Origin of the sequence: Robiginitalea myxolifaciens (assembly GCF_900115205.1) — a bacterium.
GTDB classification, from domain to species: Bacteria; Bacteroidota; Bacteroidia; order Flavobacteriales; family Flavobacteriaceae; genus Robiginitalea; species Robiginitalea myxolifaciens.
Genome location: NZ_FOYQ01000001.1, coordinates 202,506 through 223,094 on the forward strand (window position 1 = coordinate 202,506; position 20,589 = coordinate 223,094).

Annotated in this window: 7 protein-coding genes and 1 tRNA gene; 1 reads left to right on the plus strand and 7 read right to left on the minus strand. The window is 48.7% G+C overall.

Annotation, left to right across the window (positions count from 1 at the left end):
* Positions 1–2 precede the first annotated feature (2 nt).
* The 6 genes from BM318_RS00935 to BM318_RS00960 form a co-directional block, all read right to left on the minus strand.
* A complete protein-coding gene (locus BM318_RS00935) occupies positions 3–323 on the minus strand; it encodes a hypothetical protein (protein ID WP_092979945.1) in 321 nt (106 codons plus the stop codon).
* Positions 320–2,683, minus strand: a complete 2,364-nt coding sequence (locus BM318_RS00940) for a PAS domain S-box protein (protein ID WP_092979947.1) — start codon at positions 2,681–2,683, stop codon at positions 320–322. The genes BM318_RS00935 and BM318_RS00940 overlap by 4 nt, the downstream gene beginning before the upstream one ends.
* Positions 2,676–3,218 carry a heme NO-binding domain-containing protein gene (locus BM318_RS00945; protein WP_092979949.1) on the minus strand — a complete coding sequence of 181 codons (543 nt, stop codon included), beginning with the start codon at positions 3,216–3,218 and terminating at the stop codon, positions 2,676–2,678. Before BM318_RS00945 ends, BM318_RS00940 begins: the two co-directional genes overlap by 8 nt.
* A gap of 75 nt (positions 3,219–3,293) precedes the next feature.
* Positions 3,294–3,695 carry a response regulator gene (locus BM318_RS00950; RefSeq protein WP_092979951.1) on the minus strand — a complete coding sequence of 134 codons (402 nt, stop codon included), beginning with the start codon at positions 3,693–3,695 and terminating at the stop codon, positions 3,294–3,296.
* Positions 3,696–3,879: 184 nt separating this feature from the next.
* Entirely contained in the window at positions 3,880–5,871 is a 1,992-nt protein-coding gene (locus tag BM318_RS00955; protein ID WP_245759703.1) for a DUF11 domain-containing protein, read from the minus strand.
* Positions 5,872–6,052: 181 nt separating this feature from the next.
* A complete protein-coding gene (locus BM318_RS00960; protein WP_245759704.1) occupies positions 6,053–18,367 on the minus strand; it encodes a T9SS type B sorting domain-containing protein in 12,315 nt (4,104 codons plus the stop codon).
* A 286-nt stretch (positions 18,368–18,653) separates the two neighbouring features.
* On the opposite strand from BM318_RS00960, the gene BM318_RS00970 reads away from it, so the two are divergent.
* The gene (locus BM318_RS00970; protein WP_092979955.1) at positions 18,654–20,144 is read left to right on the plus strand and encodes a sensor histidine kinase; all 1,491 of its coding nucleotides are present in this window, start codon (positions 18,654–18,656) and stop codon (positions 20,142–20,144) included.
* A 272-nt stretch (positions 20,145–20,416) separates the two neighbouring features.
* Here the strand turns inward: BM318_RS00970 and BM318_RS00975 are convergent.
* Positions 20,417–20,493, minus strand: a tRNA-Pro gene (locus BM318_RS00975).
* Positions 20,494–20,589 lie beyond the last annotated feature (96 nt).

Here is a 20,589-nt window from a genome sequence, read left to right on the forward strand (position 1 = left end):
GGTCAGATGGTCTTTAAATAAGAAGCTATATAGTTGAGTACCTCCTGGAATTCCCCGCTCAAGTTACACAATCCTTCCCGCAATTCAGCCTCGTGGCGAACGGCCAGTGCATGGCTCCGCTCCATCCCCAAAACATTGATCTTATGTTTGACCTTATGGACGGTTTCATAAGCCATGCGATAGGATTCCTCAGAAATACTCTTTTCATAGAGCGCTTTCTCTGAAGGGAATTCGTCCTTGAGGATGCCGATAAATTGCTGGCGAAAACTCGCATCGCCTCCTGCTAAATTATCGATATAGTCCAGATTGGCTTCTTCTGTCATTTTCTATCCTTTTTTAAGGTGAAATGAAAGGTTGTCCCCTTACCCACTTCGGATTGTAACCAGATTTTACCTTCGTACAAATCAACAATTTTCTTGACGATTGAAAGGCCAATTCCCGTAGAGCGCTCTTTGGTCCCGAGCGACTGGAATATCTTGAAGATCTTCTCGTGATATTCCTGCGGAATACCCACCCCGTTGTCGGAAATGCTAAATTGCCAGTGGGTTGGGGTTTCTTCGCTGAATATTTTCACCAACCCTTCCTCATTCTCAATATGCATTACCGCATTAGACAACAAATTCTGGAATAGCTGGTGCATTTTGGTCTTTTCAGCACAAACCGTGGGTAAGGTATCCATGATTACTACCCGCACGTGCTCGGGAATAAAAATGATTTCGCGAATTTCTTCGACCACCTGGTTCAAATCGACCTCGGTTTCTTTGTCCGAACGCCGGTCGATGCTGGAATATTTGAGGATCCCGCTGATCAGGTTGTCCATCCCTTCGATCTTCTCCTGCATCATTTGCAGTTGGTTAATACCATTATCGTCAAGGACCGACTCGTAATCCTCCTTTAACCAGGAGGCCAGTGCACTGATACTGCGTAAAGGCGATTTCAAATCGTGGGAAACCACATGGGCATATTCCTGTAGCTCTTTATTGCTCACCTGTAGTTCTTTCAACAGGCTTTCTTTTTGAAGTTCGAGCTTTTTGTGATCCGTAATATCCAGGTGAATCCCAATAGAACCGATGACCTGGTTGGCCTCGTTGTATCGGGGAGCACCACTAATTAACCAGTGCCGAGTTTCACCCGATTTATTGAGTACCCGCAATTCGTAAGAATCCGAAGTGTTTTCCAGTCGTTGCGCATTTTTCTCCAAGACCAAATCCTTTTCCTGTACGCTAAGAACATCCCTAGCGGTTTTCCCAAGCAATTCAGCTTCTTCGAACCCACTCATGGCGCAGAAACTTTGGTTTACCATCTGGATCTTATCCTCGTTGTCTACTTCGATCAGCCCCAGGTTCATATTGGCAATAATACTGCTGTACTTATCCTTTTCGGCCTGGAGATTCCTCCTGAAATTCCTCCTGAGGGTAACATCGCTATAGGTCCATAAATGTCCGCGATAGACGCCTTCACTGACGATCGGGATAAAATCCCTTTCCAGGATACGCCCGTCGGTCATTTCGAGTTCATCGGAGAGTACGGTATTCCGTTTTTTAAGGATATCCGCTGCACGCTTATCAAAGGCCTTCGGATCCCCGACGAATTTTTTTGCCTGTTCAATGGCATCCGCACCTTTTTGACCCATAAGTTCTTCAGGAACCGCCTCCATCCCAAACATCTCGCAAAACTTGCTGTTAATCAGGGCAATTTTTCCGTGCTCATCCTCCAGTAAGACGGCCATTTCCAGGTTTTTGATCAGGGTAGCCAGGCGATTTTCAGAGGCTAGTAATTTGTCCTTTGCCTCAATCTCCTTGGTAATATCTTCGACCATGGCGACCTGATAATCGACACTGCCATCGATATTCCGAACGGAACTTACCGATGTCTTCGCCATGAATGCACTCCCATCTTTCCGCTTGTAGCTTTTCTGAATCGCGAAATGATCGAGTTCGCCTTTGTTGAGCTTTTCCACCAGCTTCAGGGATTTCTTGGAATCCGTGTAAGCAGAAATCTGCCCGATAGTCAATTCCTTTAGTTCCTCATTGGAGTAGCCCAGCATCTGTTGCATGGTGGCATTACATTTAATAATGCGATCCCCAACAGCTAGTACAATGCCTAAGGGGGAATTCTCAACAATTATATCGAGCTGCTTGCGTTGTTCTGAGAGCAACGCCTCGATCTCCATTTCCTGGGTGATATCGCGAATAATTCCCTGGGCTGCTATGGGCTTGCCCTCGTTATTGTGAATTAAGCTGGCATTGATCTGAACAAACTTCAACGCCCCATTCTTGGTGTAAATCTTGGCGCGATAATTTTTTAAGATTCCCACTTCCAGGAGCGTTTGCATGGATTCGCGGGTATACTGCAGGAAATCGGGATGAACCAGATTCCCCAGATTCAATGACTCCCGGGTGTAATCAAACCCTAAAAATTCCTTTGCCGATTCGTTAGTGCGGATCACATCGAAATTGAGATCCATGACCACATAAGGATCGATAACGCTGAGAAAGGCCGTATCTACATCCTCGGACTGCTCATCGAGCAAGTTGTTTAGCCGGGCATTGGCACGCTTCAGGTGTTGGGTGGTGTCGTAAAGTTCCTTGGATTTTTCCTCCAGGATTTTTTCCGCCTGTAGTCGCGCTTTTTTCTGACGCTCCAGCGCGCGTTGTAATATTTCCAGCTCGGTTTTAGGCACTCTGGACTACATCAAATCTTACCTCGGTACCATCTTCTTTCAGGACCTCAAAGGATACCTGCGCACTTGCATTGAAGTGCTCAAAACACTTTTCGATCAGGCCGTGAGCCAATCGATACAAGCCTCGTGAAGAACTGTATACCATGGAGATTGAAGTATCGGTTTTCTCCAGGATTTTAAATGTCGGAAGTTCTGCGTCCGGGTACAGCTTTTGCACATGGACATGGATATGATCTTCTATGGAGTATAGCAAACCAATAGGAGAATTATAGCTTTGGATAACTTCCGGATGGGCCTTGCCCAAACTGGAGAATAAATACAATCCGAATGCGTACAACAAATCCTCGATAGGTTTATCGACGATCTTATTGAGGTTGGTCAATAAGGTGACCATTTCGTTGAACTCGTACGTACCTACCGAAGTATATATACCGTCGGAAGGTAAATCCGACGCTTCGATTATGGCGTCTACGGTTTCGAGGCCAAATTCAGATTCGACCATCTCCAGAAATTCTGTAAAAACTATACCCTTCATGCCCTGAGATTTAGCTTTAAAAGTAGGAAAATGACTACTTATGCAGCAAAAAATGTTGTGAAATGCCTGATTCTGTTAGGCTTTTACCAGTTCGTTGTTGCTCCAGTATTCCAAAACCGATTTTATTTTGGTTTCGTAATCCTCAAATTTAAGCGGTTTAATCACATAACCAGCGACCCCGACCTTATAGCATTCCAGCAGGTCGTGGCGATTTTCCGAAGTAGTCAGGATTATCGTTGGGAGATATTTGATTTGATCGTGTTGCTTGAGCTTTGTCAAAAACTCTATACCGTTCATCCGTGGCATGTTCAGATCCAGGAGGATAATATCCGGTAATTGATTGCCGGAAGTCAGCAACTCAAGGGCTTCTTCCCCGTTCTTGGCCTCCATTAATTTGTGCGGGGAGGCTATTTTTTTCAGGACGCGTTGAAACTTCATGGTTTCAATGGCATCGTCTTCTATTAGTAGCAGATTCATAGGCAGGACATGATAGCTTACAAAGAACGCACTTCCATATTTACCAAAAATCATTGTCCGGTGGAGCGGAGAGAAGTGTCGGTGGATGGCAGAAAAGTGTAGACGAATGGAAATGAGATAAATGTACCGAAGACGATGTCAGAGCCTATTGGGGGCTATGGGATAAGGACGAAAATTTGAAATTCTAGTTCTTATTAACCCGGATCGTAATCCTGCGATTACTGATTACCGTTGTTGGTGCGATCATATTCACCGTTACGTCGGCAGTGGGATCATCTGCGGTAATGTTAAGGTCGGTCTGGTCCTGGGTATTCGTTACGGTATTGGTAAGCGTCTGGGAGCTGAGGTAAATGTTGGTTAGCCTCGCCTCGGCGGTAATGGTCATCGTTTCCAACTGACCGGGATTCAAGGTACCGAGATTCCAATTGGGATTGGTAAAGGTTCCTGAAGTAACTGTTGCCGAAATAAAAGTTAACCCATCGGGTAATATATCGGTTAGCACCAGATTGGTCACCGGATCATCCCAGAAATTCTGAACGGTAATGGTAAATGTAACATTGGAGCCGTCCTGCACGCTGCTGTTGTTGACCGATTTATTCAAGACAATATCCGGATCGCAGTTGTATACCGCAATAGAATTGGAATCATAGCTACAGGGGCCTCTGGTTACCCTGAGGTAGTAATCTCCCGGGGTAGTTGCCGTGTAGGAGGAAGTGGTTGCACCAGGAATCAACACCCCATCTCCATACCACTGGTAGGCGTCAAAACTCTCCCCACTGGCAATTTCTAAAACTGCTCCCGGAAGACAGCTGTTTCCGGTGATCTGCAGGTTGATATCCGGAACAGTATCAAATCCCGAATAGTACCCGGCTACTCCCCGGGCGCCATTGAAACCAAAAAATCCTACCGCAATAGGCCCGGTAGACTGCACGCTTACATCCCCTGAGAGGTTGGGCAAATAGAAGGTCTTCCAATCCGTAGTCCCAGCCACTGCAGAAGAAGCTGGCAAAGTAACCGTTCCGCCTCCGTCGGTTACCACGATATTACTATCGGGAGTTGTCGTTGCCGCAATGATGGTAACCCCACCATTGATATTGATTCCCGCAGCATCCCGGATATCGGGAATATTGTCCATGGTATCCGGCAGCAAGCAATTGACCGGGGCCACGAAATTAAGCCCCTGGGTATAGGCCTGGTTGGAACCTGCCATACACTGGTAGGCGTATACATCTTTTGAAGTCTCCACATACATATTGGCCCCTACGGAATTCGAAGAGTAATTGCTCGAGGGAATTTCAAAAAAATCGCCATCGTTAAGCGTTGCAATGGGCGTTGCAGAGCCATTAACGAAGACCTGGGTATTATTTTCGGTTGCAATGATCAATGGAAATTCCGTCCACCCATTACTATTTCCGTTTCCACGGACAAAGACGTATTCCTTTCCCAATCGGTTTTCCGGAACCGGTTGGTCGATCCCGGCATCTCGATTCGAGGAACCTGCCTGCCTACCGTAGTTTAAAGACCCGTTGCTAATGGCGATGTCCTTGTCGGAAACAATGGAGGCCCCGATCCATCCCCTTTCATGGGCAAGGGTTGGTGAAGTCCCGATATAGGTCTCGAAGACAAAGGATTCATTTTGATCCAGGGTAATGGTAAAGGTATCTGCGGTTATCCCGGCGCGATTGCTACCTACCCGAAATTCACAATCCGGATCATAGCCCGAAAGCGTGATTGTGGTATTGTCTTCAGTTGCCATGATTCCGAGGGTGTTCGATTTGGATACATGGCTTCCCAGATTGGGTACCCCACCCCATTTAAAGTTCTGACCCAGGGCAACCCGGCCCTTCGAAGTTAAGGAGGCCGCCTGGCTACCGGAACGACCCCGATAGTTCACATAAAAATTATTTCCTCCCGGGGCTTCGAAACGCAAGCCACTATTGGTAAGGACTACACCGGTATTCGAATCAGAAACCAGGGTAACATCGTTATTCCCATTTCCGAGGTTGTAGACCGCAGGGGTGGTGTTGGAAATGGAGAATGTAGCTACCGGGGTAGCCTGGGTTCCCTGGTAAACGTTCACGGTAAATGCGGTAGTTTCAGGCGTGGAAAGGTATACGGCCTGTTGTTGGATAGCTCCATTATTCTGGCCTTGCCGCAAGGGTGGTAAATAGTGCAAATCGCTTAATTGAGCCTTCGCCCCTAAGCAATAGAACAAGAGAAAGAAGAGTAAATACAGTCCCTTTTTCGCCGAAATCATGGCAGCCAGTAGTCTTTTTCCTGCAAGTAATCAGATATACTGGCCTGCCACAATAATTTGTTGTGAATCGCGTCTTGGGCGATGCGAACGTTCGGACCGCTTAACGATAGAGTGTAAAGTGGCCCACGAACTCGCGCGTATCGGCTTCTCCGTTGAGTTTAATGATATACCAGTAATCCCCCGAAGGCAGGTCGGTGAGTTGGTACTGACCGTTCCACCCGTCCTGGTTCCCTGAGAATTGATAGAGCTCCCGTCCGTAGCGGTCAAATATCACAATGTAAATATTCGGATATGGCTCAATGTTATTCGGTCGCCATATATCATTGACATTATCGCCATCAGGAGTGAAATAGTTGGGGATTTCGATATCGATAAACTCCATAAATATTTCCTCGGTTACCGAGCAGCCGTTTTCGTCCGTTACGGTCACCGAATAGGTGTCCGTTGCCGTGATATAATACTCGGGATCATCTCCATTATCTACCCCGTTAAAGGTATAGGTATAATTACCCGTACCCCCGGCAGCAGTAGCCAGGATGGTATTGATGCCCGGCTCGGTCAAATCCAGGGTAACCGGCTCAAATTCAATGATTTCGAAGTCAAAAGTGTTTTCACATCCGTTGCTGTGGATTACCGTAATGAAGTGGTCCCCTCCGGAAAGATTTTCGAAAGTACCGTCCATTACCATCTCATTAAGATCCGTGGTATCCAGGCCATAGAGTACGTTGCCCAAGATTGTATCGTCTTCAAAAGCAAGGCTCACTGAATTGGTTGCAACACCCATATCGCAGGGATATTCGACCTGAACTTCCCCGGCCAGATTCACCCCACTGGCTACTTCAAATACCTGGTAAATTTCACATCCGTTGGCATCCCTCACAAACACTACATGTGTTCCGGCAGGGAGGTTGTTGTATTCGATAATCCCGGCAGCAAAATCGGAATCATTATTGCTGTTTAAGGCAGAGCTATAGGGAGCTGTTCCTCCATTGATATCAAGGCTTACGGCCCCGTCATTGCTTTCAAAACATACCTCATCCAGTACGGTTGTATTCAGGGTGAGTTCGGCTGGTTCAGTAATGGTAAAGTCAATTACTTCGAAGCATCCCAACGCATCCTGAGCGATTACTGTGTAATCTCCAGGCTCGAGCTCATCGAATACATTGTCATCGACAAACTGGTTGAGGTTCGGAGTGATTGCGAATTGGTAAGGCCCTGTCCCGCCCTGTACATCGAGTGTTATGCTTCCATCGCGAGCACCCGCACAAGTAATATCAGTAATTGTAGGCTGTACTACCAGTGGTGTAGGTTCGTCGACTGCAATTGCCGCGGAGGCCGTTTCACAGTCTTCGCTTTGAACACGCACATAATAGGTGCCTTGCGGTAGGTCCGCAAAGGTACCCGATGCCTGGTTTGGACGGATTTCAGCGGTAAGGGCTGCATCGGTAAACAAGGCATACTGGTAATTTCCGAGCCCGCCGTCGGCAGCCGCAATAATTACTGCGGTGCTATCGCCGGAACAATTAACACTGGCCGACGAACTATCGATATCGAGGACAAGGTTGGCTATCGGGTTTATTGTAATCTCATTGGAGATCACGGAAATACAGTTAAAGCTATCCCGTACATAGTATTGGTACGTGCCGTCGGCAACGTTAGTAAATACATGGGTATCCGGCCCGGCTGCCCCGTTCATTGCACTAAAGGATATTCCATCGGTGCTCCAGGTATAGGGCGCTGTTCCTCCCGATGCACGTAATTCCAATTCGGCACCAAGCTGGCAACTCAGGGTCTGGGTCGTGATCAATTGGGCATTAACCTCAACAGGTTCCGGAATTTCCACGATACTCGATTCAAAGGAACATCCCATATCGTCCAGAACGGTGATAGCATAGAAACCAGCTCCCAGATTCGGGAAGGTCGCTGCGGTTTGGGCGGCAGTAGTCTCCAATACTGTTGTACCGGTGGTATCGCTGTACTGATTCAGGATAAAGCGATAGGTGCTCGGCACATTTCGAGGGTTCAGAACAAGACTTACCGTGGCATCCACATCGCCCTCACACAAGAGCGTAGTGTTAGAAATGGTCCCGGTAATCGGATCTGGCAATAAGAGCTCAAAAGCGTTGGTAGAGACTTCAGTACATCCTAATGCATCGGTAACACTAATATCGTACTGCCCTGCGGTTAATCCCTGGAAAATATGTCCGGTAACTTGCGTAATTACCGTCACATTACCGGTTCCGGTATGGGTAAGGCTTATATCATAAGGAGCCTGCCCACCCTGAGGAGTCACCGAAGCACTTCCCTGGTCATTGGTACATCCAACCTGCGTTAGATCGATCGGTGCCAAAGAAAGCGGGGCACTTGGGGTAGCAATGCTGAAGAACCGTACCTGAGAACAGTCCGGGAAGGCGTCCTGGGTTACTTCCACCAGGTAGTCTCCGGCTGCCACAGCAATGGCAGGAGTTGGACCTGCAGTTGCCGAGTTTCCGGTCAGTATGGCTGCTCCATCGTCTGAACGATCGGCAGGTGTACCATTGGTGGCGTAAATACTCCAGCTAAATCCTCCGGCATAGGTAGCATCTACAAGCGTCAATTGTATGCTGCCATCATCCCCGAAGCAAACGGCATCCGCTAGCTTATCCACAAGCACATCGAAGGTGTTCGGTTCTGCTACTACATGTTCTACCAGCAATTCACATCCGGTATTTACATTGCGCACCCCAAAAGTGTAAGTTCCCGGAGCGAGGTCCGTAAACTGATTGGTCGCCTGATAGGTGGTGGCCGGTAGCTGTCGGAATTCGTAATTACCCGGATTGGAAGCATAGGTGCTCAGGCTCCCGGTAACATCGATGGAGATGTCTTCCCCGGCATTCACACAGCTTATGGCATCGTCTACCTGTACCGTCGCTGCTTGCAACTCGTCATAAGGCGGGATATTGACGATGGTAAATTCGGTACAGCCCATATCGTCGAAGACCCGGACGAGGATGCTTCCTCCTGCATAATCGGTATGGGTATAGGTGGTAGCGGCCCCATCCTGCAAGACCGTACTGGTCGCGTTATCCACAAAGACAAAGCGAACATAATTACCACTACCTCCAGCTATACTGCTCACATCCCAGGCAACAGTGGCGTTGGTGGTTGTATTTCCTGCGGAACATCCAAATGGGGTTACCGCCGGCATCGTAAAGGTGATGGCCGCGGGCTCGTTTACCTGGATATTTGAAACGATTGTAGTACAACCGTTTGGTCCGGTTCCGATTACCTGGTAGGTTCCACCTGGCAAATTCTCGAAAGTCTGGGTAGCCGCGTTATAGCTCCCATTGTTTGGTGTCAGCGTATAGGTGAGCGGGTTATTTCCATTATTTACCTCTGTTATAGCAATGGTTCCATCCGCAGCGCCAAAACAGCTCGTATCCGAAGGGTTTACACTGAAATCCGGAACAATAGCGGGCGGAATTTCCAGGGTAAAACTGCGACTGCATTCCGGTCCGGAGGTTCCCGTATCAAAGACAGTAACCGTATAGGTATCGGCCGTATTCACGCTGATATTCTGCACGGTGGAAGGCAAAGCCTGCCGGGCAACCAGGGTGCCCAGAGTCCCTATAACTTCGTAATCATAGGATCCCGATCCGGAGGTCACCTCCAGCCGGATCTCGGCCTCATTACCAGCGCCACAGCCCAAGGTAGCCGTAAGCGAAGCAGTGGCCTGCAAGGAGGGCTGCACATCGATGCTTTGGGAAGCTGTACATCCAAAACCATCCTTTACCATAACGATATAGGTACCTGCTGCCACATTGGTGAATGTTCCCCCATTATCCAGATAGGTGGTTCCACCATCAAGGGAATACATGATCGTTGGCGAAGTACTGCTAGCGGTAATGGAAACCGTATTCGAAGCAGTACAGTTATCGATGGCTATGGCGTCGATTGTCGGGTTTGGAGACAAATCCATAGCGATACTACCCAGCGGGGTACTGCACCCGAATTGATCCGTTATGGTCACATCATAGTTTCCGGCAGGGGAATTAGCCGGGATTTCAATCGGATTATCTGCGGTCCCCACCATGGGAGCGAAAGGAGCTGGTCCGGTTACCGTGAAGGTGTAGGTTCCACCCCCACCCTGGATATTGTCAATCGAAATAATTCCGGGGCCTTCGCAGCTGATATCCTGAATCTTGGATAAGGTGGCTGTAATCGGATCGAGTTCCTGTAACAACAGGTTTTCACTTGCTGAGGTACACTGAACCACCCCACCATTGACTTGTTCCACAACGATGTAGTATTCATCGGGAGCCAGGCCGGTAACCGTAATGGTACCGGAATAAGGTACATCTCCACCGCTTGAAGTAATTGGATTGTCATCGATATCGTAAAGGGTCCAACGCATGTCGGGCTCTGTAGACCCATCGGTATCGGTTATGGTATAGGTAATCTCCCCATCATTCGAACCGCTACAGGAGGGTTCAAAGGCGGCATCGATTTCCATAGGATTGGTCACGATGTCGTTAACGTTGACACTACTTTGGCGCACACAACCCACGGCATCGCGCACGTAGAAGGAATAGGTCCTTCCGGGTACCAATCCCGGGAAGGTATAGGTTGAACCAGCAGCAACGGGGGCCGTCCAGCCATTGACCGGAGTAACCTGATCAAAATTGGCCGGGTCGTCGGAAAAGGTGTATTCATAAGGTGCCGTACCATTGGAACCGCGTACGCTTACCTGCAGTTCGTTGCAGTTCACGATAATTGGCAGGATCGTAATATCCAGGTCGTCCAGGGGGAAGGGGATTACGAATGGAGGGAAATCGGTTTGACACACCGTATTTCCGAAGCCATCCACGGTTCGCATCGATGGATTTACCGTTGAACCTGAGACATAGCCGGTTAATTCGTCCGTAGTTCCGGGAATGGTATTATCCCCGGTCCAGGTAGCTCCGCCATCGGCACTGAACTCTATGGTTCCGCCAGGCAGCACCGGATAGTTACTGAAACTGAATCCAAAATCACTGACCAGACCGGTACAGGATGCCGGGGTCACACCGTTGATATCGGCTGTGAGTTCTGCGGGTTGCGAGACTACGATGCCGCTATCGGTAACGACACATCCGTGACTATCCGTAATGATTACATCGTATTGTCCGGGCAGCAGGTTGAAATACGTTCTTGTCGTAGCGACCACGCCGGTTTGGGTTTCATCAGATACCCCATTATCGGTATCGACCAGCTCAAAGGTATAAGGGCCCTCCCCTGCAGTAATACTGACCGCAATATTCCCGGTTTCTCCGAAACACTCGGCATCTTCAGGTGTAGCCGTAAACGCCAGGGCTGGTGCTGTAGCCACAGTAACCGTTTCCATATACTGGCAATAGGGAGCAGTACCGCTATTGTCTCGGATATAAACATCGTAGTCTCCTGCGTTTCCAGGGGTTACGGTGTAGGCGTTCGCAGCACCAAAATCGGTGTCCTGAACCGCAGTTCCGGTGGGCAGGAAGGCATAGCTATAGTTGGTATCCCCACCTGAGGCAGTAACGGTAATACTTCCATCTCCACAAGAACTGATATCCTGGATATCGAGCTGCCCCTGCAGCATTGGGTTAATGGTGATACTTTCCGGGGCCGAAACACATCCGAAGGAATCACTGACTTCCACAGTGTAGGTTCCGTCGGAAAGTCCACCAAAGGTATAGGTAGTTACAGTAGCCGGCGTTGGAGTAAGCCATGCGCCTCCATTGATACGGAAGGTATATCCTCCATTACCGGTATTCACAGTTGCAGTAACCTGGGCATTGTTCTGACCGTCATAGCAAGTTGTTGCCGTTACATCAAAATCAACCGTCTGTGGGGCGGTAACAACCACCGCAGTTGTTGTGGCCACTTCACAATTTCTGGAATCGCGAACCCTTAGGATATACGAACCGTCGGGTACATTGTTGAACAGGGTCCCGGACTGGTAAGGACGAACCACAGCCGTTGCGGTGTCCTCTAATTGGAACTCATATCCCGCCGTACCGCCGCTTGCAGCAGCTTCCAGCGTAGCACCGGTATTGAAACAGGTGTAATCCGCAATCAGGTTGAGCTGAGGAATAATTGCTGTTGGCTCAGATAAGGTAGCATCGAAACTCACTGTACAGGTTAGTTCATCGAGCTTACGGACCTGAACGGTATAAGTTCCGGCAGCTAATATCGCAGCGGTAGTTTCAGAGGTATTCAGGGAGCTGGTCCAGGTGGTCCCGCCATCCAGCGAGTACTCATACCCTACTCCACCGGTGAAATTGGCTACCTCAAAACGAATAGAACCGTCAGAACCACCATTACAACTTGGGTCATTGGTGCTCAGTAATTGCGCATCAAATGCCTGGTCGGCTTCGATAACCACATTCAAATCCTGAGTGCGCTCACAAACCTCGGCCGTTTGATAGGCCGTAATGTCGTCCAGTACGAGATCATTCCCGTCGTTACTGTTTACATTGCTTCTGAAGACAATGTCGATATCAGTGTTGGCACCGGGATTGAAAGTTATCGTTCTTTCGTGCCAGTCTGTATCGTTATTATTCTTTGGGATGGCAGGAGCAACCTCAGAGTGGATAACCGTTCCGGTATTGTCCAGGATCTCTACAAGGACTTCAGGGTTGTTCCCGGCATTCCCCACCTGCATCAGGTTATACGCCCAGAAATTCAGGGTAATCTCTTCGTTTGGCAAAACTTCAAGGTCACGACGGGCCCACAATACAGAGTTCAACACCGGAAGACCAGTGTCAGAGAATGTACTGACATCAATAGCCAGGAAACGACCGCCAGCCAGCCCGCTGTGATCCTGCGGACTCAACCAGGAGGGTACCGGGTTGGTGACAAAATTCGTTACTGTGTATTCCCCATTCACAAGGATCCCAGCAGGTCCCCGATTGCAGTTCGTGGTAGATCCATCCTGAGGCTCAAAACAATAGTCTGTACCTACTTCAGCGATCTGGGTTGAGGGACCACTGCCAAAGTCTTCAAAGAACAGGGTGCTTTGATTCGGGGTGAGGGCCGAGGCATATCCTACCGTTACGGTGTAAGTGCCGGCGCTCAGATTGGTAAATACATTGTTATCCCCAGGCGTGTTTGGTGTACCATCCAGGGCATAGGTATAGTCAAAATCACTGGTGTTGCTGGTGTTCAGGGTCAGGGTCGCCGTACCGTCACAGTTGTAAGCGATATCACTGCTTAAAGTTGGATCAGCAACCGGGGAAGGAACCTCGAGCTCCATAGTATGGACACATCCCAGCGCATCGCGCACCTGAAGTTGATAGTTGCCCGGCAGCAACAGTCGCTCATCAGTGCCATCAAAGGTGGAACCTCCATCGAAGCTGTACTCATAAGGTGCCTGCCCGCCTGTAGTGTTGCGAATTTTCACCCGTGCCCCGGCCGGGTTACACGAAGCATCCTCAATAATAGAAGGAGAAGCATTTAAGGGGAAGGGTTGGTCTATTTCATAAGCAATGGTCTCAACGCAAGCCGTACCACTGGAGTCCATTACCGTGATGGTATAGAATCCGGCTGCCATATTAACGAAGGTATTGCTGCTCTGATAGGTAGCACCCCCATCCAGGCTATACTGATACGGTGCGTTCCCCCCGCTGGCCGAAATCGTTAAGGTGGAACTGGACGAATCGGCGCATACAATGGGCGAATGGGAAGCTGTAACCGAAACCCCGCCCAGGTCTTCCACAGTTACCGCGTTGGATAAACTACTGCAGCCATTTCCGTCAAAAACGATAAAGACATAGTCGCCATCTTCGTTGGGGAAATAGGTCGCAGGAGTTCCCCGATAACCAAAGAGGAAACTGGTTGCCGTTTGCTTGGCCGCATCCGGAACACTTGCAGCATCTGCGTATAGTGGAACCCCATCTTTACTCCAGACAGCCAATTGATAATCCGGGCTGGGCGAGCCCCCTCCGGGAGTAAGTATCACAATTCCTGCAGAGCAGGTAATGTTTTCACTGGTCACCGCGCTCAGGGTCAATTCGGGAATTTCATCAACCGTTATGGGCTGGGTATCTGAACATCCATCCTCCGTAGAGGTCACCACCAGATAATCTCCGGGATTTACATTCTGGAAGGTATGGGTATTGTCATTTGTTGCCACTTCCTGGGCCACAAGGGTTCCCTGGCCTCCATTGGTCCCATCGTCCAGTCTCAATTCATAGGAATAATTGGGCAAGACATTCAGGGCCTGGATAGCAACCGTTCCCAATTGGTTACAATCCGCAGGAGTAGTACTGAGGTTAACCTGGAAATCCCGTTCCAGGATTCCGATATCATCGGTTTCGAACAAACAGCTACCCGGGATAGGATCCCCGCTGATCGGATCTAACTGGGTAACCTGCACCACGTAAGTCCCACTGGTTGCAATATCAAAATTAGGACCATTGTTAGCCGAAAACGGCACTACGATGGCATTGGTATTAGCATCGACCAATTGGAAGCCATAGCCCGCTCCAATATTGGTCACCCGGATATTTCCAGGGGTACTACAAAGGATATCTTCATTGGTGTAGTTGATATCCAGATTGTTCTTGAATACGTTGAAATAAAAACGACTGAAACAGCCATTTTGGTAATTGATTACCACGCGATACTCTCCGCTTTCGGTGAGCGTGAAATTATCCTGGGTAGCCAGATTAGTCCAGGAACAGGCTGTGTTTTTATTGGCACAATCGTCTCCTGAATCCGCACAGCTCGCTTCGTCCAGACGTTCCCAAACGATACTGGTGGCATCGGTAATTCCCAATTGGATCAGAGCCTCATCGTTCTCCCCACACAGGAATATCTTGGGCAGGAGATCCCCGTCTACGGAGCAGGTCACGATTTCCCCCTGCATATCGTTATCCGGGTTACTGTCCGAATTAACCTGGTTGAAATAGTCGATAATCGGGTTGGTCTGGGTAGTTCCAAAACGTTCTACAGTAATGCGTTCGGTCTGGTCGGGACAGCCACCGCCATTGGATTTTTCAACGATATAGTTCCCGATATCCGTAACCAATAAGGTACTCGGATCATTATCCGGATCTCCATCGTTCAGTACGGTATCTGCCGCGTCGATTTGTCCGTTATTGTTGTTGTCGATCGCCCAACTGTAGGAGGTAAATCCGGTTCCGGCAAACAGGACCACGTCGTCTCCACAGAGTTGTACCGTTCGCGCCTGATCGCAATTGGCCAGGTCGTCAAGAATATTGTTGGTAGCAACCTCAGGGGTCACCTCACATGGAAAATTGGAGGAGCCGGGTTCGTCGGTATACACCGTACTTGTGGAGGCCCCTTCAAAAGTGGAATAGGCCAGGTTTTGCAACTCAGAAGCACAGGCATTCACGAAATCCGAACAATTGCCCGAAAGCCGAACCGTTATCCGGATGCTATACTCCGGATCGCCTACCTCCACCAAGTTGTCAGGGATTTCAAAACTTATGGTCCGGGTATTCGCATCATAAGTATGGGTTACCCCCGGAGCATTGGAAATGTCAATATTCTCCAGGGTAACATTGCCCGGCAGGATATTTCGGATGGTATAGTTTACGGCATCGTCGTCTCCGGTATTCTGAAAACGGAGCACATAATTATAGGTTTGACCCAGGCTAACCCCCTGGCCGTTGATATCGGTTCCTCCAAGATCTTCGGAGGTGTTGCCGAGCAAAATTTCTGGCGCGAGTACCCGGGTATAGGATGCGGCATTAACCGTTCCATCCGTAGGGTCCACAACGGGAACTCCACTTCCGTACTCACCACCATCTCCTCCATCGGCTGTATTGTCCTTATAAAATTCAACGGCATCGGTACAACCGTCTCCGTCGCTATCCAGATCTAACTGGTCGGGAAGGCCATCGGCATCTGTGTCGCAACCCGCAGTCAATAACATACCCTGCATATTGGTAGGTCCCACCACAGCCTGGCCAATAACCAGATTATTCGCAGCGGGATTCCAGGTAAAGGTCGTAGGTGGGGTGGTCAGTACCATAGGCTCCAAAGGACCATTTGAGGTCCGGGAACCAAAGAGTTGCAACTCCCCCAGTTCGTTAATAATAACCCGCAATAATGGGGTACCCGGAGTGCCGGTTAAAGTATATACTTGGGGGTTCCCATTTTCACCATAGCCGAAGCCATCGAGGAAACGCGCAAAATTCCCGGCAGCATTTTGGAATTGAATTTCCCCGGCCAGGTCCGTGCCATTGATTTCCAGGCTAAAGGAATTGTCAAGACTAAAAATATCCAGGACCATGTAATTGTCCACGCTGAAAAGGGCACTGGAGTGTGAGGCTCCGCTGGAGATATTAAAGGAAAGGCCGGAACATTCCTCGGTATCGTAGACCCCGTCATTATCGTCATCCAAATCAACGACGTCCCGGATCCCATCGTTGTCGTAATCGTTGTGGACTATAACGCTCGCGGAAAGTATATCTTCGGTAATATTCGCATCGACCTGGTCCTGGGTATGACTAACCGTATTGGTCAGATTTACAAGGGGAAGCGTATCGACTTCATCTGCGCGCACTTCCAATTCCAGAAAGGCGGTGTCCCCTCCATCCAGGGTCCCGATATTCCACAGGTTACCGCTGAAGCTACCCGTTATGGTAAAGGCATTTACCAGGGTAAGACCGGCGGGAATATTGTCGGTTATCTGAAGGTTGGTCAATGGACCAACCCCAAGGTTCTGTACCCGGATCGTGAAGGTGGCCGTTTGCCCTTCCATAATCTCGGCCTGGTCAACGGTCTTTTCCACAACTACATCCGGGTCGCAATAAAGCGCCTGGATGGCATTACTATCGTAAGTACAGGGTCCCTTGGTTCCCCGTAAAAAGAACTCCCCGGCACCTGTTGGGGCGTAACTGGGACCGTTGGCCCCGGGAATGGGTTGTCCGTTTTCGTACCATTGGAAGGCATCGAAATTATTGCTTGTAGCTTCAAAGAGTTCCGATCCCACAAAACATCCGCTTCCTCCCCGGATTTCGAGGGTAACCTCAGGCAGGGTATCAAAGCCGGAAAAATACCCAGCTACTCCACGGGCTCCATTATACCCAAAAAAGCCCACTGCCATGGGGCCAGTAGACTGTACGCTTACATTTCCGTTTAGGTTGGGTATGAAAAATGTTTTCCAATCGCTGGATCCCGCCACCGGATTTGAAGGGGGTAAGGCCACCGTGCCATTACCATCCGTTACCACTATATTGGCGTCCGGGGTATTTACCGCGGCAATGATCGTCATCCCTCCGGTTACGTTGAGCCCGGCCATATCCCGGATATCCGGGATGTTGTCCATAACATCGGGCAGTAAACAATTCACCGGAGCCACAAAGTTCAGCCCCTGAGTGTACGGGGTGGTAGCCCCAGCCATACACTGATAGGCATAGACATCCTTAGAGGTTTCCACCAGCATATTGGCCCCCACCGTATTGGAGGAATAGTTGTTACTGGGGATCTGGAAATATTCCCCATTGTCAATGGTCGCAATGGGTGTGGCACTTCCGTTTACAAAAATCTGGGTATCGTCTGAGGTCGCAATGATCAGCGGAAATTCGGTCCATCCGTTGGCATTTCCGTTTCCACGGATAAACACATATTCTTTTCCCAGGCGGTTTTCTGGGACCGGCTGGTCTATACCGGCATCGCGATTTCCCGAACCAGCCTGGCGTCCAAAGTTGATGGAACCGTTACTGATAACAATATCCTTGTCCGATTCAATCGTTGCACCAATCCAGCCATCTTCGTGCGCCTGAGTAGGTGCTGTCCCGATATAGGTTTCAAAAACGAAGGATTCGTTAGCATCCAGGGTAACGGTGTAGGTATCAGCGGTAATCCCTGCCCGGTTATTCCCTACTCGAAATTCACAGCCTGGATCATAGCCAAAAAGTCGGACAGTAGTATTATCCTCCGTTGCCATAATCCCCAGGGTATTGGATTTGGAGTTATGTGCTCCGAGGTTGGGGACACCTCCCCATTTGAATCGTTGTCCCAATGCTTGGCGTCCCTTAGCTGTTAGGGAGGCTGCCTGGTTCTGGGAATTTCCACGATAATTCACGTAGAACTTGTTTCCACTGGGCGCTTCAAAGCGCAAACCGCTATTGGTCAGTACTATCCCTGTATTGTTGTTATTGACCAGGGTAATGTTGTTATCTCCATCGGCAAGCGTCCATACGGCAGGGTTAACATTGGAGATATTGAAGGTTGCTATGGGGGTAGCATTGGTTCCACGGTAGGCGTTTACGGTGAATGTTGTCGGTTCAGGAGTAGAGAGATAAATGGCCTGATCTCGAATACCCTGATTATTTCGCCCCTGTTTGAGAGGTGGTAAATAATGCAGATCGCTCAACTGAGCGTAGGTCGAATGTGAAAAAAGGGCCAAAAAGCCCAGGATGATTAGAAAACGTAGCTTCCCCATGAACGCGTTTTGAAACATATAGCCTCAAAATACGCGCGCATACAGGGGATGCGCAAAGCTTTGTTGCCAAACGCCCAATAGGCGTTGTGAAAGGGCTTTTCTGGGGTTTTGGAGTCCTGTTTTCGGGCGTTTTAGAAGGGGGAGCGATTCGGATTAAGTGCGGGGTTTTAGTGTTGAAATTAAGGGAGAAACCAGGTGAATTTCGTTGGGAGCAATACCTTAAGTAACCGTTTGGATTTGCCTTTTTCCGTGATATGACGTAGGTTTAAGTAATCCTTCGATAGTAATGACTGAGTTAAGTTTAAAAACACTCTCTTCAGCCATATTTCCCGCCATTTTTGGCGTATTTGGCATCTATCACCTGCTGTCATATTTAGTTTTAAAACATCGCCTGCTGGGATATTATTTCATCCTTATAGTAGGACTCACACTCCATTGGAGTTTAAAATTTGTGGCCAGTGGGACCCTGGGTTTTGGCAGCGTTTTCCTTGCGGACAAAATTTCCCTGATCACCGCAATGCTCATTACATTCGGATTATTGATTTTTACCCGGGAGTACCTGAATATTGAGAAGCCAAGCTATCCAAAACTGGCATCGCTGTATGCTGTATTAATAGGCACAACCCTGACCCTTCCAGTATTACATGTACTGAATGAGTTATTGACTCAAATAGCCTGGCTGAATAGCTTTTTAGTCATGACAGCTGCGATCACTGCCATGATTGCCGTACTCCTTAATCTTTTTGCCGGTATTTGGCTGTTTCGCGCCCAAAGCCTTAACCGATACTATTTATATGCCAACGCCCCAATTCTACTGGCGGCAATCCTCTACATAGGAACCTGGTTCCTAAAACGTCAAACTGAATTTGATGCGTCACATATTATTCTGATTACGGCTGTACTTATATGCCTCCAGATGATCCTTTTTTCCATCCTGGTCGGGATAAAGTTCAGAACTATTGAGGATGAAAACCTGGCTTTACAGATCGCGACCAATAAAAGACTCCAAAGCGAAGTCGACAAACAAACCAGGAGCCTTCAAATTGCCAATGAAAAGCTAGAAGCACAGAATGAGGAATTGGAAGAAGTAAATCAGCTAAAGAATAAACTTTTCTCCTTGCTTACCCACGATGTTCGGGGTCCATTAAATAATGTGAAAGCTATCCTGGGGCTAATCCAGGAGGAACTGGCCGACGGAGAAGCGAAACAAATAACCGAAAAGCTGGGGACCGAGCTCTCTGATCGCATAAGCATGGTCAATGGATTGCTTCATTGGTCATATACCCAGCTAGAAGGTGTGAAACTGAATAAGACGCAATGTAATCTGTCGGAAGTACTTACTTCGATTCAAAATGAGTTCCAAAGAATCGCTTCTGATAAGGACATCGAAATTGTCATCGACTCCTCCCATCCCGAATTATATATCGATGAAGAAACGCTTAAGGTCATTTTGCGTAACCTCACCTCCAATGCCATAAAATTCAGTGCTAGCGGTCAACAAGTAGTATTGTGGTCGCGCAAGCAAGCCGACAAGGTGGAAATTGGGGTAAGGGACTTCGGTATGGGAATGGATCCCGAATGGTTTAATAAGCTTAGTGATGCTCCAAAGCCGCAAACCAAATTAGGTACCCAGGGAGAGAAAGGGACGGGTTTCGGTCTGATAATTGCCCGCGATTTTGTGGAAATGAACGGTGGAGAAATGATCTGTGAAAGTGCGCCAAACAAAGGCACGAATTTCGTGTTGCGTTTTGATGCCGGAATTCGGGATCAGAATTGAGACTCCTGAGTCTGCAAAAGGCCATGGATTACGCTCAATGCCGGTCGGGTGATTCGTGGCTTCCCGCAAACAAAAAAGCCAAGCCGGTCTAAGCGAAGAACTGGATTACGCTCACTTGCGTTCGCGTGATCCAGAGGTGGGGGTTGTCTCAAGAAAAGCCAAGCCGGCCTTCACGGCCGGCAGTCTTTTTCATTTCTTACCCGCTTACAAAAGCAAGCTTTTGACGCGTTTCAGAAATGAAAAAGCCAAGCGATTTCTCGCTTGGCTTTTCTTGGTCGGGATGACTGGATTCGAACCAGCGACCACGCGCACCCCATGCGCGTACGCTACCAGACTGCGCCACATCCCGGTTGTATTTCGGCTTGCAAAGATATAATATTCTATTAATTATACGGAGTGGATGTGCACTGATTTTGAAGCAAAATAGGGAATCCAATAGCCCTGT